The sequence below is a fragment of the Halarcobacter ebronensis genome, from assembly GCF_013201825.1.
Lineage (GTDB): Bacteria > Campylobacterota > Campylobacteria > Campylobacterales > Arcobacteraceae > Halarcobacter > Halarcobacter ebronensis.
In genome coordinates, this window is the sequence record NZ_CP053836.1 from 550,883 (window position 1) to 570,079 (window position 19,197).

At 29.0% G+C, this 19,197-nt stretch carries 16 protein-coding genes; 15 read left to right on the forward strand and 1 reads right to left on the reverse strand.

Features of this window, described 5'->3' with window-relative positions:
* The first annotated feature begins 562 nt into the window (after nucleotides 1-562).
* From AEBR_RS02800 to AEBR_RS02840, 9 genes are all read left to right on the forward strand, one after another.
* Nucleotides 563-1,045: a hypothetical protein gene (locus tag AEBR_RS02800; RefSeq protein WP_129086964.1), complete on the forward strand. Its 483-nt coding sequence runs from the start codon at nucleotides 563-565 to the stop codon at nucleotides 1,043-1,045.
* 78 nt (nucleotides 1,046-1,123) lie between these two features.
* Complete coding sequence (locus tag AEBR_RS02805) at nucleotides 1,124-1,468, forward strand: DUF6394 family protein (RefSeq protein ID WP_128980070.1); 345 nt, start codon at nucleotides 1,124-1,126, stop codon at nucleotides 1,466-1,468.
* Nucleotides 1,468-3,933 carry a leucine--tRNA ligase gene (gene leuS / locus AEBR_RS02810; RefSeq protein ID WP_129086965.1) on the forward strand — a complete coding sequence of 822 codons (2,466 nt, stop codon included), beginning with the start codon at nucleotides 1,468-1,470 and terminating at the stop codon, nucleotides 3,931-3,933. Before AEBR_RS02805 ends, leuS begins: the two co-directional genes overlap by 1 nt.
* Nucleotide 3,934: 1 nt before the next feature.
* A complete protein-coding gene (locus tag AEBR_RS02815; protein ID WP_129086966.1) occupies nucleotides 3,935-4,450 on the forward strand; it encodes an LPS assembly lipoprotein LptE in 516 nt (171 codons plus the stop codon).
* 1 nt (nucleotide 4,451) lies between these two features.
* Entirely contained in the window at nucleotides 4,452-5,615 is a 1,164-nt protein-coding gene (locus tag AEBR_RS02820; RefSeq protein WP_228712168.1) for a bifunctional folylpolyglutamate synthase/dihydrofolate synthase, read from the forward strand.
* The gene (locus AEBR_RS02825) at nucleotides 5,605-6,528 is read left to right on the forward strand and encodes a M23 family metallopeptidase (protein WP_128980076.1); all 924 of its coding nucleotides are present in this window, start codon (nucleotides 5,605-5,607) and stop codon (nucleotides 6,526-6,528) included. Before AEBR_RS02820 ends, AEBR_RS02825 begins: the two co-directional genes overlap by 11 nt.
* A complete protein-coding gene (locus AEBR_RS02830) occupies nucleotides 6,474-6,920 on the forward strand; it encodes a bactofilin family protein (protein ID WP_128980078.1) in 447 nt (148 codons plus the stop codon). The genes AEBR_RS02825 and AEBR_RS02830 overlap by 55 nt, the downstream gene beginning before the upstream one ends.
* Entirely contained in the window at nucleotides 6,901-9,021 is a 2,121-nt protein-coding gene (locus AEBR_RS02835; protein WP_172658841.1) for a DEAD/DEAH box helicase, read from the forward strand. Before AEBR_RS02830 ends, AEBR_RS02835 begins: the two co-directional genes overlap by 20 nt.
* 13 nt (nucleotides 9,022-9,034) lie before the next feature.
* Nucleotides 9,035-10,675, forward strand: coding sequence for a cation:proton antiporter (locus AEBR_RS02840; RefSeq protein ID WP_129086967.1), 1,641 nt, complete (start codon nucleotides 9,035-9,037; stop codon nucleotides 10,673-10,675).
* A 4-nt stretch (nucleotides 10,676-10,679) separates the two neighbouring features.
* Here the strand turns inward: AEBR_RS02840 and olsF are convergent, their stop codons facing one another.
* Nucleotides 10,680-12,389: a bifunctional ornithine lipid synthase OlsF gene (gene olsF / locus AEBR_RS02845; protein ID WP_129086968.1), complete on the reverse strand. Its 1,710-nt coding sequence runs from the start codon at nucleotides 12,387-12,389 to the stop codon at nucleotides 10,680-10,682.
* Between the two features lie 140 nt (nucleotides 12,390-12,529).
* Here olsF and AEBR_RS02850 point away from each other — a divergent pair, with 140 nt between their 5' ends.
* From AEBR_RS02850 to AEBR_RS02875, 6 genes are all read left to right on the forward strand, one after another.
* Complete coding sequence (locus AEBR_RS02850; RefSeq protein ID WP_129086969.1) at nucleotides 12,530-14,200, forward strand: hypothetical protein; 1,671 nt, start codon at nucleotides 12,530-12,532, stop codon at nucleotides 14,198-14,200.
* Between the two features lie 35 nt (nucleotides 14,201-14,235).
* Nucleotides 14,236-14,991: a 3'(2'),5'-bisphosphate nucleotidase CysQ gene (gene cysQ / locus AEBR_RS02855; protein WP_129086970.1), complete on the forward strand. Its 756-nt coding sequence runs from the start codon at nucleotides 14,236-14,238 to the stop codon at nucleotides 14,989-14,991.
* 79 nt (nucleotides 14,992-15,070) lie between these two features.
* Nucleotides 15,071-16,255, forward strand: coding sequence for a nucleotide sugar dehydrogenase (locus AEBR_RS02860; RefSeq protein WP_129086971.1), 1,185 nt, complete (start codon nucleotides 15,071-15,073; stop codon nucleotides 16,253-16,255).
* Between the two features lie 17 nt (nucleotides 16,256-16,272).
* Complete coding sequence (locus AEBR_RS02865; RefSeq protein ID WP_164969465.1) at nucleotides 16,273-16,857, forward strand: Wzz/FepE/Etk N-terminal domain-containing protein; 585 nt, start codon at nucleotides 16,273-16,275, stop codon at nucleotides 16,855-16,857.
* A gap of 1 nt (nucleotide 16,858) precedes the next feature.
* Nucleotides 16,859-17,953 carry an NAD-dependent epimerase gene (locus AEBR_RS02870; RefSeq protein WP_129086973.1) on the forward strand — a complete coding sequence of 365 codons (1,095 nt, stop codon included), beginning with the start codon at nucleotides 16,859-16,861 and terminating at the stop codon, nucleotides 17,951-17,953.
* Entirely contained in the window at nucleotides 17,946-19,196 is a 1,251-nt protein-coding gene (locus tag AEBR_RS02875; protein ID WP_129086974.1) for a nucleotide sugar dehydrogenase, read from the forward strand. The genes AEBR_RS02870 and AEBR_RS02875 overlap by 8 nt, the downstream gene beginning before the upstream one ends.
* The last annotated feature ends 1 nt before the right edge of the window (nucleotide 19,197 follow it).

The following is a 19,197-nucleotide window of genomic DNA, read 5'->3' on the forward strand; positions in this document are numbered from 1 at the left end:
TATTTATTGCGTTGCGGAACTCCTTCATAAAAGATACATTTAGTATCTTTTCTTTCGTCAAACAATCCTCACGCGGTTTCATAAATATTTTTCTATCTTTTTGGTAGTTGTAGAGGTTGGAAAGGATATTGATAAAAAATCAAAGATTTTTTAATTCTTTAAATTTCGCGACTAACTCTTTAGTTCAGACTAGCTTTAAAAAGTAAAAATCGAAGAAACTCTGTAAGAGCTTTAACAACTGTTTGATTGCTTTTCTCAAAGAGAGTGCAAGCACAAGGCACAACCTTTTTCAACATGTAATCCTGCTTGCAGGTAAAAAGGTTGTAAGCGTGACCAATTTCAGTTGGCACAGAAGAAAAGGAAATCTTGTGACTTAATGTCACAAGGAAACTTTACGCATAGATTAAAAACAATAGATTTTATAAATTAGACAAAATACAAGACGAAAGTAAAAAATGATTTCTAAAAAATATCTATTTTTTAACACCCTTTTAATACTAATTAATGTTATAATTTAAAAAATAATAAAATATTAAAACTACATTTAAAATGAGAAATCACTATGAATAAAGAGAAACTAAAAAAAGTAAAAGATAACTTTGATAAAATAACTTCACAAAACTCAACAAACTGGAAGTTAGTTTTATTTTGGATATTCTTATTTGAAGTTGTAGCTGCTATTGTAGAGTTTATATTTGTTGACAAGTATGTAGAGTACTCTGTAGATATTCCTCACACTCTTACAACTGAGATTTTAGTTGGTTTGGCTGTAACTGCTTTTGTTTGGTACTGTATTTTCAATATTGTCTTTTTTGATAGTGCAAAAAATAGATTTAGACTTCTAATAATAACTTTGGTTGGTCTTTATTTTGTTGTAACAAATGATTTTTCACTACAGTTTCTTTTAAATAATCTAAACCCACTTCACTTTTTTGAGTTAGATTTTGGCGCAGTTTTGATTTTGGAACTTCTTTTAAAACTTGTTATTCTTTATCTAATTTATCAATTAATAATAAGTGCTAAGAATAACAGAGTAATCAAATAAGATAGGCGCTTACAAACTCTTTTTTATGATATTTTAGATAAAATATCTCCTTTAAGAACAAATACGAAGGATTATATCATGGATTGGGGTAAGGTCACTTACATATTCTTTTCACTTATGTCTTTAACTACAACGGCAGGGTTTCTTTATGAGCCAAATGCTGTGGCGCTTTTTTTAGCTGCAGGGGTTAATGTTATATCAACTATTTTAAAAATCGGTGTTAAAAACTTACTCGCAGCAGAGTTATTAGCAAGTTCATTGGTTGCAGATTTACACCTTATTCCTGCATTTATGGTATTAACCTTTATTGGTGATGAGCCTATGGCTACAGCCCTTGCAATAGGTGCAATTGTAGCAAATCTATTCTCAATCGCATTAGCATTAATTGAGAGCGCAAAAAGTCAAGATAAGGATGAATATTAATGGAGTATAATCCAAAGGAAATTGAGGCTAAGTGGCAAAATTATTGGAATGAAAATGGAAGTTTTGAACCACTAAATGATTTAAAAAAAGAGAAAAAATATATTTTGAGTATGTTCCCTTACCCAAGTGGTAGAATTCATATGGGACACGTTAGAAACTATTGTTTAGGTGATGCTTTTGCAAGATATTTTAGAAAAGCAGACTTTAATGTACTTCACCCGATTGGTTGGGACAGTTTTGGTATGCCAGCAGAAAATGCAGCAATAAAACACAAACTACATCCAAAAAAATGGACTTATGAAAATATTGATTATATGAGAGATGAGTTAAAAGCTCTTGGACTATCTTTTTCAACAAAAAGAGAGTTTGCTACTTCAGATGAGTTGTATACAAGATGGGAACAAGAGTTTATTATCAAAATGTATGAAGCTGGTCTTTTATATAGAAAATCTACAATAGTTAACTGGTGTGAACCTTGCCACACTGTTTTAGCAAATGAACAAGTGGAAGAGGGTTGTTGTTGGAGATGTGATACTCCTGTTGAACAAAAAGAGATGCCAGGTTATTACATTGCAATTACTAAATATGCTCAAGAACTGCTTGATGATTTAAAAACTTTAGAGGGACAATGGCCATCACAAGTTTTAACAATGCAAGAGAACTGGATTGGAAGAAGTGAAGGTTTAGAGTTTAGTTTTGAATTATCAAAAGAGTCTAGATATAAACTTGATAAACAGTTTGCTTCTTATAAAGTATTTACAACAAGACCAGATACAATTTATGGAGTTTCATACTCAGCACTTGCTCCTGAACACCCAATTGTAAAATATATAGTTGAAAATAAACTACTTCCTGATTCAAAAATTGAAGCTATTAAAGCTATGCAAAAAGTAAGTGAAAGGGATAGAGCAACTATGCCAAAAGAGGGTATCTCTTTAGAAATAGATGTAATTCATCCTTTAACAGCAAAAAAAATACCTGTGTGGGTTGCAAACTTTGTATTAAGTTCGTATGGTGGGGGAGCTGTTATGGCTGTTCCAGCACATGACCAAAGAGATTTTGAGTTTGCAAGAGAGTATAACCTTCCAATCAAACAAGTAATTGTTGGACCTGATGGGATAATTGAAAAAATGAGTGAAGCTTACACAGGTGAGGGCGAACTTATAGATTCAGAGAGTTTCACAGGGCATAAAAATACAAAAGCAAAAAAATCTATTATGTACCATTTTGAACAAAATTCACTTGGAACAAAACAGATTAACTTTAAACTAAGAGATTGGGGAGTTTCAAGACAAAGATATTGGGGAGCTCCAATCCCTTTTGTTCATTGTGACTCTTGTGGTTTAGTTCCCGAAAAAACAGAAAATCTTCCTATAGCTCTTCCAGAAGATGTTGAGATTACAGGGGAAGGAAACCCTTTAGATAATCATCCAACATGGAAAAAGTGTAAATGTCCAAAATGTGGGAAAGATGCAATAAGAGAGACTGATACATTAGATACTTTTGTTCAATCATCTTGGTACTTCTTAAGATATGCAACAAATCCGCAAAAATGGACTAAAGAGGGGATTTCAAAACCAGATAGTGATTATTGGATGGATGTTGACCAATATATTGGTGGAATTGAACATGCAATTTTACACCTACTTTATGCAAGATTTTTCACTAAAGTATTAAATGATTTAGGATATACAAACTCAAGGGAACCATTTAAAAAACTATTAACTCAAGGAATGGTTTTAAAAGATGGGGCAAAAATGTCTAAATCTAAAGGGAATGTTGTAGATCCAGATTTAATTGTTGAAAAATATGGAGCAGATACAGCTAGAATGTTTATCCTTTTTGCAGCACCACCAACAAAAGAGTTAGAGTGGAACGATAGTGCAGTTGATGGAGCTTTTAGATTTATAAAAAGATTTACTGACAGAAGTTCAAATGTTACAGAAAATGCAGTTAAAAACTTTAAAGAGATAGAGCATAAAACACTTAATAAAGAGGAAAAAGAGGCTAGAAGAAAAGTATATGAAGCTTTACAAAAATCAAATGATGTATTTAATAAAACATATGCTTTTAATACTCTAATTGCTGCATCAATGGAAGCAATGAATGCTCTTCAAGTACAAAACAATGAACTTGTTTGGGCAGAAGGTTACTATATTTTAACAAATATCTTAGAGCCAATTATTCCACATTTATGTTGGGAGCTTTCGGATAAACTATTTAATAAAGAGAACTTTAATAATAAGATAGAGATAAAAGATGAAGTTTTTGAACAAGATTCTATTATCCTTGCAGTTACAATAAATGGTAAAAAAAGATGTGAAATTGAAGTTAGTCCAAATGCTTCAAAAGATGAAATTTTATCAATTGCCAAAGAACATTCAGCTAAATGGTTGGAAGGTAATGAGATAATAAAAGAGATTGTTGTTCCAAACAAACTTGTAAACTTGGTTATAAAGGGATAAAATGAGACTTAGTCATATACTTTTCTTTTTCTTTGCAGTTATTTTATTTCAAGGGTGTGGTTATAAACCTTCAGTTGATTATGCAAAAGATCAAATAGGAAATAAAGTTTTTGTAAACTTAATAATTTCATTAGAAGATCCAAGAAACGCGGCAATTATAAAAGATAGTATGAATGAGATTATAATCCATAGATTAGGCTCAAATATAGTAACTAACCCAAATGAAGCAGATACAATTTTAGATTTAAAATTAAATTCTGTATCTATGGGAGTTGTACAATATGATAATCAAGGTTATGAAAAAGTTTATAAAGCTGTTGTAAATATTCTTGTAAATCTAAATAAAAGGGGAGTAAAAAAATCATTTTCAGTTAGGGGAGATTATAATTTTTCTATTGACGCTGGAGCTGAAATTAGTGATGCAAACAGATTTAATGCTATTAGACAAGCCTCTAGTAAAGCTTTAGATGAGGTAGTTTCAAAAATTGCTATCTATTCTTTTAAAAAAGAGGATTGAGTTGAATATAAAAACATCCTCTTTGGAGGAGATTTTAAGTCATAAAACAATGTATTATGACAAAATAGATTTCTCTATTGTAAAGAAATCTTGGCAAATTCTCTCAAAGTTTATAAAAATTCCTTACCTTATTCATATTGTTGGAACAAATGGAAAAGGAAGTACAGGAAGACTTCTTTCTCACTATTTAGTTAAAAATGGATATAAAACACTACACTACAGCTCTCCACATATTTTAAAATTTAATGAACGAATTTGGATAAATGGAAGAGATAGTTTAGATTTTGAATTAAATTTTGCAAATAAAAAGCTTCAGCACTATTTGACAACGCCTCTTTTAGAAAAACTTACCTACTTTGAATATACAACTCTTTTATCTTTAGTTTTAAGTGATGGATTAGATTTTTTAGTATTTGAAGCTGGACTTGGAGGAGAATTTGATGCAACAAATGTAGTTCCAAGCCAACAAACATTGGTTACTACAATAGATTTAGACCATCAAGATTTTCTTGGAGATTCAATTGAAAAAATAGCAAAAACAAAGATGCGTTCAGCGGATAATAAAATCTTAATTGGCTATCAAATTCATAATGAAGTTTATTCTACAGCTATAAAAGTAAAAGAGGAACTAAAAAAAGAGTTTGATAGAGATATTGAGATAATTTCTGTAAAAGAGTTTGACAAATATAGATTAAATAAAAAATTTCCAGAGTTTATTAATAGAAATTTAGCTTTGGTTGTAGAGAGTTTAAAGCAGTTAAATATAAAAATAGATTTATCACTTTTTGAAGATATTAAACTATTTGGAAGATGCCAAAAAATTGCTTCAAATATAACCATTGATGTGGGACACAACCCGCTTGCAGCAAAAGTTTTAGTTAAAGAGTTTGAAGAAAAAAAAGTACATCTAATCTATAATTCATATAAAGATAAAGATTACAAATCTGTTTTAGAGATACTAAAACCTATAATTTCTAAGCTTACTATTTGCAAAATTGTGAATAAAAGAATAGCAGATGAAAATAATTTATTAGAAATTTGTAAAAATTTGAATATAATAGTATCTACTTATGATAGTATCAAGGCTGATGAAGAATATTTAGTATTTGGATCATTCTCAGTTGTAGAAAATTTTTTAAAAAATATGAGTGTAGATGAAAGATAGATTAATAATAACAATCTCTGATGTACAAGGTACAAGGGCCTTTAATGTACATCAAGTAATAAAAAAACTAATAATAATTATTATTTTAGCTGTGGTAGTTGTTATTGGAGCTTCTTTTTGGTTTATTTCTGAATTAAATACTAGAATGGATAATTTAAAAGAGGAGAAAGAGAAGCAAATAAGTCTAAAAGAGGACGAGATTAAAACTCTTGTTGAAAAAGAAAAAAAACTGCAAGCTCAAAATCAGTTCTATTCTCTACAAATTAAAGGAAAAGTAAAAGATATAGAAGCTTTAAGTTCTAAATTAGATCACATAGAAGAGATGATTGGACTTAAAGGAGATAAAGAGAAAGAACAAATAACTGCTGAAACCTTAAGAAAAATGAGCCCAATTGTAAGAATGTATATGTTAACATCAATACCAAGTGGTTCCCCCTTAAAAGAGACAAGAGTTACTTCTCCCTTTGGATATAGAATACACCCTGTCACAAACAAAAAGAAATTTCATAGAGGAATAGATTTAAAAGCAGCAAGAAGAACAACTGTTTACGCAACAGCAGATGGTGTTGTAAGTTATGTTCAAACAAAAAATGATGGTGATTTTGGACGGGTAATAAAAATAAGACACAATTTTGGTTTTGAGACAATTTATGCGCATTTATATAAAGTTAATGTAAACACTGGAGATGTAATAAGGAAAAATCAAGAGATAGGACTTAGTGGAAATAGTGGTAGAAGTACTGCTCCACATCTACACTATGAAGTACGATCAGGTTTGAAAGTTTTAGACCCAAAAAATTTTATTTCTTGGGAGTTAGGAAATTATAATAGTATTTTTACAGAAGAAAGGAGAGTTCAATGGGAATCTTTGGTAAAGCTAATAAACGAACAGTTCAAAATGGTGCAACCGTAATAGCACAAGGTACCTGCATTATTGGAGGTATTACAACTGAAGGAAGTATCCATATTGATGGAAAATTTGAAGGTGTTATTCTTGAAGCGGATATGATTTCAATTGGAAGAACTGGTGAAGTAATTGGTGATATAAAAGCAAATAATCTAATAGTAAGTGGTCTTTTAGATGGCAAAATAGATTGTAATCAGGTTCAAATACTTTCAGAGGGTAAAGTAATTGGAAATATGAAATATAATGAATTAATTATAGAAGAAGATGGGAAATTTGAAGGTCAGGGAATTAGAAAAGGGTCAAACCTTACTAGTAAATATGATGAAGTTGAAAATAAAATCAACAATATAATATTAAGTCCTGCACAACAACTTGAACATGAACGAAAAAATTTATGAGCGTTTAAACGAGCTTTATTCTCAAAAGGATAAAATTGAAGCTGAAATAAAAGAGCTTGAGGATAAGTTAGAAGAGTCTAAAAGTAGATTTAAAAGAGAGCTTACTAAAGAAGAGAAGATTGATCTTTTTAAAAATACATTTATAAATACCCAAAGCATCTTTGCGAAAAAATGGATAAGCAAAGATGGCTTAAAACAGAGTTTTTACCCAGTTAGCCAAAGCTTTAAGGGTAATAACTTTCTTCCTATTACTAACAAAGATTTAGAACTACATTTAAGGGGTCAAGTTCAACTTGCCTCATACTTAATTGATGATGAAAATAGAGTTAGATTTGTTGTTTTAGAACTGTTGCAAAGTGATATTCCAAAGATTTTAAACTCTTTTACTCTTTTAAAAGAGAACTTTTTATTTGAATATAGTTCTTATAATTCTGTTTTTGCATGGCTCTTTTTTGAAAGGAGCATTAGTGCAAAAGAGGCAAGAAAATTTGCAGAGTATATTTTAAGAAAAACAAATATTAGTGCAAAAATATATCCAAACAAAGAGTTCTCATCAAAAGCCTCTTTAGAAGAGCCAATTGAATTACCTCTACATCTAAAATTTAGAGATGAGAATAGAACAGTATTTTTTGATGCTTTTACAAATTCTATTTATGATGACCAGTGGGAAGTTTTGCAAAAAATAAAAAGATTGCCTTTGAAAACTGTAGAAAAATATATAGATTTTGAGAGTGTAAGTTCAATAAATCCTATTTTAGAAGATATAGAGACACCAAGTTTTAGATTGGAGATAAAACTTTATGATTTTTTATATATACCAACAAAAAATCTCTCAAAAACTTTTATTAATAGGCTTAAAGCTTTTGCCTCTTTTGATAACCCACAAATAAAAGTTTTATTGAAATTAAGAAAACCTTTGTATAACACTCCAAAGGTTATAAAAAATTTTGAAGAGGACGAAAAGTATCTAAAACTTCCACGGGGTTTAATTTATCAAATAAAAGAGTTTTTTAGAGAGTATAGTGTAGATTATCTGATAGAAAATAGAACATATTTAGAAAAAATTGAGACAAAAAAAGTTGAGTTTACATTAAGACCTGAGCAACAAGAAGCAATAGAAAAAATATCTAAAAATGATTTTTGTATTTGTGTAGCACCTCCTGGTTTTGGGAAAACTTTGCTTGGAGCAAAAATGTTTGAATTAAGAGAGTGTTCAACCTTGATAGTTGTAAATAAAAATATGTTACTTGATCAATGGAGACAGAGATTTGTTGACTATTTTGGCTATAAAAAGAGTGAAATAGGATATTTGGGTAAAAGTAAAAATAGTCTAAATGGTAAAATAGATGTGGCAACAATGCAGAGTTTAAAAAATTCCCCTGATATTATCAATGAGTACTCTTTTGTAATAGTTGATGAGTGTCATCACATTCCAGCAGTTACCTTTGAACAAATTGTTAAAAACTTTTTTGGAAGATATATTTTAGGACTTAGCGCAACTCCAAATAGAAAAGATGGTCTTCAACCAATACTTTTTCAACAGCTTGGTGAAATTGCCTATGAATATAAAAGTAAAAGGGATGGAACAAATCATCTAAAGGTTATAAAAACAGAGTTTAGAAGTAGTAGTGAAACCTATGCAGAACTTATAAATGATTTATCAAGAGATGAAAAAAGAAACGGTTTGATTCTTGAACAAATTATTTTAAATAGTAAAAGGAAAATTTTACTTTTAACTGATAGAATAGAACATATTAATATTTTAGAAGAGATGTTAAATGCCAAAAATATTGATTATGTGTCTATCCATGGGAGTTTAAGTAAAAAAGAGCAAGAAGAGAAAATCAAACTTGTTGAAGAGAAGAGTTTGATTTTGGCAACTACTTCATATTTTGGTGAAGGGATAGATTTTCCCCATCTAAATACAATAATTTTTGCAACACCAATCTCATATTATGGTAGACTAGTTCAATATCTAGGAAGAATAGGTAGAGGAAATCAAGAGTGTTTAGCAATAGATTTCCTTGATAATAAAAACGCAATGCTTAATTCAGCTTATAAAAAAAGACTTGAAGGGTATAAGCAGATGCACTACATTTAGTTTGGGGTAAAAGATGTTAGGTATTATAGTATGGACACTTTTAATTGCAATTATTGTAAACATAATATTAAAAAAAGTTCATTTGCCAACTATTATTGGTTATATAGTAACAGGAACTATAATAGCCTATGTTTTTGATTTACATAATGCAGTTAATAATCATGATCTAAAAGAGATTGCAGAGTTTGGTGTAGTCTTTTTAATGTTTACAATTGGTTTAGAGTTTTCTATTGAACATCTAAAGAGAATGAGAAAAGAGGTATTTATAACAGGAAGTTTGCAAATTATTGTAACAACTACCTTTGTGGTACTTATTTGTATGTATATTTTAGGATTTGATTTAAAAACCTCTTTAGTAATTGGTGCAGCTTTATCTCTATCTTCAACGGCAATTGTTTTAAAAACTTATAATGAGACAAATGAGATAAAAAAACGTCATGGTCAGCGAGTTCTTGGAATTCTTATTATGCAGGATATTGCAGTAATTCCAATTTTACTTATGCTTAGTTTTTTTACCACAACAGGAAAAGATGTTGTAGGGCTTATTTTTAATACAACAGTTGCAGCCTTTGTTTTAATAGCTTTATTATATATAGTTGGGAAATATCTTTTAGAGCCTTTTTTTGAACATGTTACAAAGGCTGAATCAGATGAGCTTTTTGTTGCTTCTGTTCTACTAATTGCAATTGGTGCCTCTTTTTTAGCAAACCATTTTGGCTTTACCTATTCTCTTGGAGCATTTGTTGCAGGTATGATGATTAGTGAAACAAAATTTAAACATCAAGTAGAAGCTGACTTAACCCCTTTTAGAAATCTTCTTTTAGGGGTTTTCTTTATAACTGTAGGGATGCAGATAAACTTCTCTGTAATTGCTAACAATATTTTGATTATTCTTGTTTTACTTCCAGTTTTACTCTCTTTAAAATATATAATTATATATGCCATTGTTAGAATAGATGATACAAAAAGAGTTGCTTTTAAAACAGCACTTTCACTTGTTCAAATAGGAGAGTTCTCTTTAGCAATTTTAGAACTTGCACGAAGTTCAAGTTTGATAAATCCAACCTATTCTCAAATACTTATTGTAACAATAGTGATCTCTATGATATTAACCCCAATAGTTTTAAAAAATATGTCAAATTTGGCAGGGAAGTTGATACCAGAAGATACTCTTGCCATATCAAATACTTACAATATAGATAAAGATACAAAAGGTCATATTGTTGTTATTGGATATGGACATTTAGGACAAGAGATAGCAAGTAATTTAAGAGTTGATGGACATGAGTATGTAATAGTAGAACACAACCTAAAATATTTTGAGATGGGATATTTGGATGATGAACCAATTATTTTTGGAAATGCAGCTCATAAACATATTTTAGAATCGGTTAATATTAAACAAGCTTGTGCAGTTATTGTTGCCATTGATAATCCTGAAAAAGTTCATCTAATATGTGAAGTTATTAATGATTTGACACTAAATACAAAAACTATTGTAAAAGTTACAAGATTTTCAGAGAAAGAGGAGCTTAAGAATTTACATTTGGAGCATATTATTGTTGAAGATGATATTGTAGCAAGAGCTTTGGTTAATGAAACAAAAGAGTGCAAAATAGACTTTATTGAAGATAATATTATAAAAAGAGATTAGGAGATTACTCTCCTATATATCTCTTCCTTGCACTTGCTTTTAGTGTAGAAACATCAACTAAAATCATTCCATCTATGCAGTTTGAAAAATCTGGATCAACATTAAATGCTAAGAATTTAACTCCCCCATCCTCACAAACATCTGAGTATTGTTTAAATAAAGTAGGCACTGCAACACCCATATCATTTAGTGTAGATTTTAAAACTTTAAAATCTTTTTTTCTATCATCAAGTTGGAATACATTTTTTAAATCCATAATATGTGATGAGTATTGGTAAGGAAGTTTTGCTTCAACTATCTCTTCATCATTTGCAAAGTAGTGTGAATAATAAAATATCATCATATCTTTTGCAAATGAAGGAAAGGTTCCAGAAATAGATACAGGTCCAAACATATATTTTATTTCCTTATGTGCTTTTAAATAAGCTCCAATTCCATACCACAAATAATCTAAAGCTCTAGTTCCCCAATATTTTGGTTGAACAAAACTACGTCCAAGTTCGATTGAGTCTTTTAAATAGGGTTCAAATTTGGTGTCATATTTAAAAAGAGTATTTGAGTAGAATCCTTTTAAGCCTTTTTTTTCTAAGATAAGGTTTCCATTACCAATTCTATATGAGCCAACAATCTCTAAATCATTCTCATCCCAAAGAATAATATGTTGGTAATAGATATCATATTTATCTGTGTCACTTTTTGCGTTTATTCCTTCACCAACTCTTCGAAAACTAAGCTCTCTTAATCTTCCAAGTTCCCTTAAAACAACAGAATCTGTTTCATAATCATATAAATAGATTTTTTTCCCATCAAGGGTTTCACCTAAGAGTTGAGACTTCTTTAACTCTTTTAAAATCTCATCTTTTTTTTGTGGGTGGGCAATAGCTTTTTGTGTTAGAAAAAAAGATTTTTTACCTTTTTTTAGGGCATAAATATGTCTTTTATAAAGATTTACAATAACTTTTTTATCCAATCCTCTTGGTTTTATGTTCTCATTTGGGATAATCTCACCAATTTTGATATTTATATTTTTTGATTGTTTTTTAAACATCTCATTAGATAAAAGAAGGGTTGAAAATGTTTTATTTATTAAAGACATAGTATAAAAAGTTTTAGAGTTTTTCCCTCCAATAAAAATAGGAAGAATTGGTGAGTTTGAGTTCATTGCAAAGTTTAAAAATCCTTTGTTCCAAGAAGGATCTTTCACCCCATTTGCACTTGCTCTGCTTACTTCACCAGCTGGAAAAATAATAACAGCTTGTTCGTTGTTTAAAGCTTCATAAACCTTTTGAATATCTTTTTTTGATTGCCTCATTTTATAGTTATCAATAGGGATTAAAAGTGAACTTAAAGCATCTATTCCAACTAAAAAATCATTGGCAACAATCTTTACATCTTTTCTAACTGTACTTACAAGTTTAAGTAAAGATAGGGCATCAAGTCCACCTAAAGGGTGATTTGCAATAATTACTACTTTGCCTGATGAAGGGATATTTTGCAAATCATTACTTGAAACAGTATAATCAAACTCAAAATAATCAAGTACAGCATCTATAAACTCTAAACCTTTTAAGTGCGAGTTCTTCTCTAAAAACTCATTTATTGAGTTTTCATGGATCACTTTTTTTGCAATCTTTATTAAGGACTTACTTAAAAAGTTTGGTTTTTTTGCAACCTTTGGGAACTTTTTCTCAATCTCTTTTTGCACATCAATCATTTTTTCTCCTTGAAATATATTGTAATTCTAAATGAAATTCATTACAAAAAAGTTACATAAATGAAAGATTTAAAAACTGTTATCAACTTGTAATAATGAAAAAGTAGAATGGAAGATTGAAAATTTAAAAAAGAGAGAAAATGATTAGATTTTTACTGTTATTTAATTTATTATTTTATACCCATTTTGCAAATGCATTTGATTTGAAAAACAGAGTTTTATATAATCCAACTGCCTATATTACAAGTCAATGTTATACAAAAACAGTGGATGAAACAAATAAAAATATTTTACATAATCCCTGCTTTTCTTGCCATACAAAAAATAAAGAGCCAAACTATACTTTAGGTGATGAAGAGTTACAAGAGAGTTATGATTTCCCGGAGAGTGCTTTAAAAAATCCTTGGATAAATCTTTTTAAAGATAGAACCAAAGAGGTAAAAAATATAAGCGATAAAGAGATATTAAAATATATAAGGGAAGACAATTACAAAGATAAAAATGGAAATATTATTTTAAAATCAAAATTGGAAAATCTTGATAAGAATTGGGATTCTAATAATAATGGAAAATGGGATGGATATATTCCAGATGTAAATTTTAGTTTTGATAAAGAGGGGTTTGACAGAACAAACAGTAAAGAGTTTACAGGTTGGAGAGCCTTTGCTTATAGACCTTTTTTAGGAACTTTTTGGCCAACAAATGGAAGTACTGATGATGTTCTAATTAGACTTCCAAAACTTTTTCAAACAAATGAAAAAAAAGCTTTTGATTTAGAAGTTTACAAACTAAATCTTTCAATTATTGAGTCTCTAATAAAACAAAAAGATATAAGTATTGATGAGGTTGATGAAAAAGTTTATGGGGTAGATTTAAATCAAAATGGAAAACTAGACCTTGCTTCAAAAATAGTTTTTAAATGGCTAAAACCTAAATATGATTTTAAAGCAAAAAAAATAAAAGATTTTTCAATGAGTTATGTGGGAGAGGCAAGGCAAAAACTTCTTAATAGTGAAATTTTAATTGCCCCAGGTCTTTATCCTGTTGGAACAGAGTTTGCTCATACTGTTAGATATATAGATATTGAAGCTGATGAAAAAATAAAAATGGCAGATAGAATAAAAGAGTTTCGATATGCAAAAAAAACCTCTTGGTTTACCTATGGAGAACTAAAAAATTTAGGAATGGAAGAGATAAAAGAAGCACATGATTTTCCAGATAGAATTGATGTTTATATTGGAGATATTGAACGTGGTCTTAATAATAAAAAGGGTTGGTATTATCAAGGTTTTATTGAAGATGCTAAAGGAGAACTTCGACCACAAAGTTATGAAGAGACACTTTTTTGTATGGGGTGTCATAGTAATCTTGGGGTAATTGCAGACTCAACATTTGTTTTTCAAAGAAAACTTGAAAATGACTCTTTTGCTAATGGTTGGTATCATTGGAGTCAAAAAGGTTTAATAGGAATAAAAGATAAAAAGCTTAAAGATGAAAATACTGAGTATGTAAGATATTTAAAAGAGAATAACTCAGGAGATGAATTTAGAGCAAATAGTGAAGTGAAAAATAGATTTTTTACTAAAGAGAATAGAGTAAAAAAAGATGAAATAGAAAAAATAAAAAATGATATTTCATATTTAATTTTACCCTCAAAAAGTAGAGCTTTGGAGTTAAATAAAGCATATAAAATAATAGTTGATGAACAAAGCTTTATATATGGAAGAGATGCTCATGTAAAACCATTAATAAATGTATATAAAAAAGTAGAAAAGGGTGAGCCTACAAAGCTAGAAAAAATTGACAACTAATGCACAACTAATAGATTCTTTAATATAATATTATTATGATTAAAAATATTAATATTGAAGATATAAAAAAAATAGCAATTGAGGCTGGAAAAGCAGTGATGGAAATCTATAATGAAGATTTCGATGTTTGTTATAAAGAAGACAGTTCACCTTTAACAAAAGCAGATTTACAAGCAAATGAAATTATCTGCAACTCTTTATATAAACTCTATCCTAATATCCCAATAATGTCAGAAGAGAATAAACAAGTTGATTTTGAGATTAGAAAAAATTGGGAGTATTATTTTTGTATTGATCCAATTGATGGAACTAAAGAGTTTATTAAAAAAAATGATGAGTTTACAATTAATATTGCACTTATAGAAAAGAGTATTCCTGTATTAGGTGTTGTTTATGCCCCAGCTCTTAATGATTTATATTGGGCAAAGGAAGGTGAGGGTGCTTTTAAAAATGGAATTAAGTTACCAATAAAAATAAATAAGAATAAGAAAAGTCTATTACATGTAGTTTCTTCAAGGTCTCATCAAACGAAACAGACGCAAGAGTTTATAGATAATTTGGAAACAAAAGAGATAGTTCAAATTTCAAAAGGAAGTTCACTAAAGCTTTGTATGGTTGCTAGTGGCGAGGCAGATATCTATCCAAAACTTGGACCAACAATGGAATGGGATACAGCAGCAGCTGATGCAATAGTTAGAGAGAGTGGAAAAATGACTTATCAATTTGAAAATAAAAAACCACTTTATTATAACAAAATTGACTTATTAAATCCCTGGTTTATTGTAAAGTGAATTTAGTAAAAAAAAAGCTTATATTAGTTAAAATCGCATTTAATTTAAATACAACAAACACATAATAAAGAGATTAATATTGAATAATAAAAAGTATAAAATAACTATTGCTGGTACAGGATATGTTGGACTATCAAATGGGCTTTTGTTGGCTCAACATAATGAAGTGATAGCTTTGGATATAATTTCTGAAAAAGTTCAATTATTAAATAGAAAAATCTCTCCCATTGAAGATAAAGAGATAGAAGAATATTTAAAAAAAGATAATTTAAATTTTAGAGCTACTTTAGATAAAAAAGAGGCTTATAAAGGTGCTGATTTTGTAATTATTTCAACGCCAACTGATTATGACACTGAAACAAACTACTTTAATACAAAATCAATAGAGTATGTAATAAAAGATGTGTTAGAGATAAATCCAAATGCAACAATGGTAATAAAATCAACAATTCCTGTTGGTTATACAAAAAAAGTAAGAGAAGAGTTTCAAACAGATAATATTGTTTTCTCACCTGAGTTTTTAAGAGAGGGTAAAGCCTTATATGATAACTTATACCCTTCACGAATAATAGTGGGTGAAAAATCAGAACGTGCAGAAGTTTTTGCAAATCTTTTGGCTCAAGGGGCAATTAAAAAAGATATCTCAATACTCTTTACAGACTCAACTGAGGCTGAAGCTGTTAAACTGTTTTCAAATACATATTTAGCAATGAGAGTTGCATATTTTAATGAACTTGACTCTTATGCACAAATGCATAATTTAAATACAAAAGAGATTATTGAAGGAGTAGGATTAGATCCAAGAATTGGAAACCACTACAATAATCCAAGCTTTGGTTATGGTGGTTATTGCCTACCAAAAGATACAAAACAACTACTTGCAAATTATAAAAATGTACCAAGTAATATAATAGAAGCAATAGTAAATGCTAATACAACAAGAAAGGATTTTATAGCAGATTCAATAATTGTCAAAAATCCAAAAATTGTAGGAATTTATAGACTTGTTATGAAAGAAGGTTCTGATAACTTTAGAAGTTCTGCAATACAAGGAATAATGAAAAGAATAAAAGCAAAAGGTATCCCTGTTGTAATTTATGAACCAAATCTGAAAGATGAGAGTTTTTTTAATTCTAAAGTTATAAAAGACTTAGATGAATTTAAAAAGGTCTCTGATGTTATAGTAGCAAATAGGTTGTCTAAAGAGATAGAAGATGTAAAAGAGAAGGTCTATACTAGAGATCTTTTTAATAGTGACTTATAATAAAAGAAAGGATATGCTTGGAGAATAAAGATATAATTCAAAATGACGAAATAGATTTAAAAGAATTAATAAAACTGCTTTGGAATAATCGAATGTTTATAATGCTTTTTACTTTCTTTGTTACATTAATGTCAATTTTATATTTGTTTTATTTTAAACCCTATATTCCAATTTTTAAAGGAACTCTTTTAGTTCAAATTGGAGAATACAATAATCAACTAGATAGTGTTAATTTGATTGAAAAACCATATAATTTAAAATATATTTTAGAAAAAGATTTCAACTGTATTATTGAAATTCCAAATAGAAGTTATGGATTACTTGAAATAAGTGTAGAGGATAATGCAAGAGAAAAAATAGAAAATAAAATAAATGAAATTTATAATAAAATAATAGAGATTGAAAAAGAAAAAATTAATTTATATAAAGATAAAGAATATTTTAATACTAAAAAAATTGGAAAAATAAAAATTGGAGATCAACTAATTAATAAACCAAAAAAAAGATTAATGATTATTATTAGTTTTGTAACTTCTTTTTTATTATCTATTTTTTTAGTATTTTTTATTAATTTTCTAAAAGATTTAAAAAGAGAAATGTAATATGAAAATACTAGTTACAGGAACAGCAGGTTTTATAGGTAGTCATTTGGCTTTAAAATTACTTCAAAGAGGTGATGAGGTAGTTGGACTTGATAATATAAATGACTACTATGACCAAAATGTAAAGTATGGAAGACTTCAAAGATGTGGAATTATTGATACTTTGGAGGAGGGTAAAGATATACCTTACGGTAAACTTTTAACTTCAAATAAAAATTCTAACTATAAATTTATTAAGCTAAATCTTGAAGATAAAGAAGCTTTAATGAGTCTTTTCAAAAATGAAAAATTTGATGCAGTATGTAATCTTGCAGCTCAAGCTGGTGTTAGGTATAGTTTGACTAATCCTGATGCTTATATTGATAGTAATATTGTTGGATTTATAAACATTTTAGAAGCTTGTAGACATAATAATGTTAAAAACCTTTGTTATGCTTCCTCTTCATCTGTTTATGGATTAAATGAAGAGTTACCTTTCTCAACAAATCATAATGTGGACCATCCAATATCTTTATATGCAGCTACAAAAAAATCAAATGAGCTTATGGCTCATACTTACTCTCATCTTTATGGTATAGCTACAACAGGACTTAGGTTTTTTACTGTTTATGGGCCATGGGGAAGACCTGATATGGCGCTTTTCCTCTTTACAAAAGCAGCTTTAGAAAACAGAAAAATTGATGTATTTAATAATGGTGAAATGTTACGCGACTTTACATATATTGATGACATTGTTGAAGGCGTTCTTAGGGTTATAGATAATCCAGCAAAAATAGATAAAAATTGGAACGGGAAAGGTGGGCAAGTATCTACTTCATCTGCACCATATAAAATTTATAATATAGGGAATAATAATCCTGTAAAACTTATGGACTTCATCGAAGCTATAGAAAATAAACTAGGTAAAAAGATAGAAAAAAACATGATGCCAATTCAAGCAGGAGATGTACCTGCAACATATGCTGATGTAAGTGATTTGGTAGAAGATTTAAATTATAAACCCCAAATTTCAGTACAAAATGGGGTGAATAGTTTTATTGATTGGTACTTAGACTTTTTTGGTTTTGACAGTAAAGGAAATAAAATAGATGATTAAAATTTGTGTGATAGGTTTAGGATATGTTGGGCTACCTTTAGCCCATGCATTTTCTTCAAAATATAGCGTAGTTGGATTTGATATCTCTTCTTGGAGAATAGATGAATTAAATAGTGGATATGATAGAACTTTGGAGTTAAATGAAACTCAAGTAAAAGAGGCTCTTTCTAATGGAATGAAATTTACACTTGATATGGAAGATATAAAAGATTGTAATATTTATATAGTGACTGTTCCAACTCCAATTGATAAAAATAAAAGACCAGATTTAACTCCTTTAATAAAGGCAAGTGAAACAGTTGGAAAAGTTCTTAAAAAAGATGATATAGTAATTTATGAATCAACAGTTTATCCAGGAGCTACTGAAGAAGAGTGTGTGCCTGTACTTGAAAAGTTTTCAAATCTTATTTTTAATAAAGATTTTTTTTGTGGATATAGCCCAGAGAGAATTAATCCAGGTGATAAAGAACATACAGTTACAAAAATACTTAAAGTTACATCTGGAAGTACACCTGAAATAGGGAAAAAGGTAAATGAGCTTTATGCTTCAATTATTACGGCAGGTACTCATCTAGCCCCAACTATAAAAGTTGCAGAAGCGGCAAAAGTTATTGAAAATTCTCAAAGAGACATTAATATTGCATTTGTAAATGAATTAGCAATTATTTTCAATAAATTAGGGATTAATACAAATGATGTTTTAGAAGCTGCAGGTACAAAATGGAACTTTTTACCTTTTAGACCGGGGCTTGTTGGGGGTCACTGCATTGGTGTTGATCCATATTATTTAACTCATAAAGCTCAAAGTGTTGGTTATAATCCTGAAATTATACTAGCAGGTAGAAGACTAAATGATAATATGGGAATTTATGTTGCTAATCAAGTTATAAAACTTATGATAAAAAGAGGACATAAAATTGAGGGCTCAAAAGTTTTAGTATTAGGAATTACCTTTAAAGAAAATTGTCCAGATATTAGAAATAGTAGAGTTATTGATGTTATAAAAGAATTAGAAGAGTTTGGATGTGATGTATCAGTTACTGATTATTGGGCTGACTCAAAAGACGTTAAAAGAGAGTATGGTTTTGATTTAATACCAAATAATAGTTTAAATTTGAAAGAGTATATTGCAATAGTGTTGGCAGTTGCACATAATGAGTTTAGAAAATTAAAATTAAAAACAAAAAAAAATGTAGTATTTGATATTAAATCAATTTTAGATAAATCAGATGGGAAATTATAAT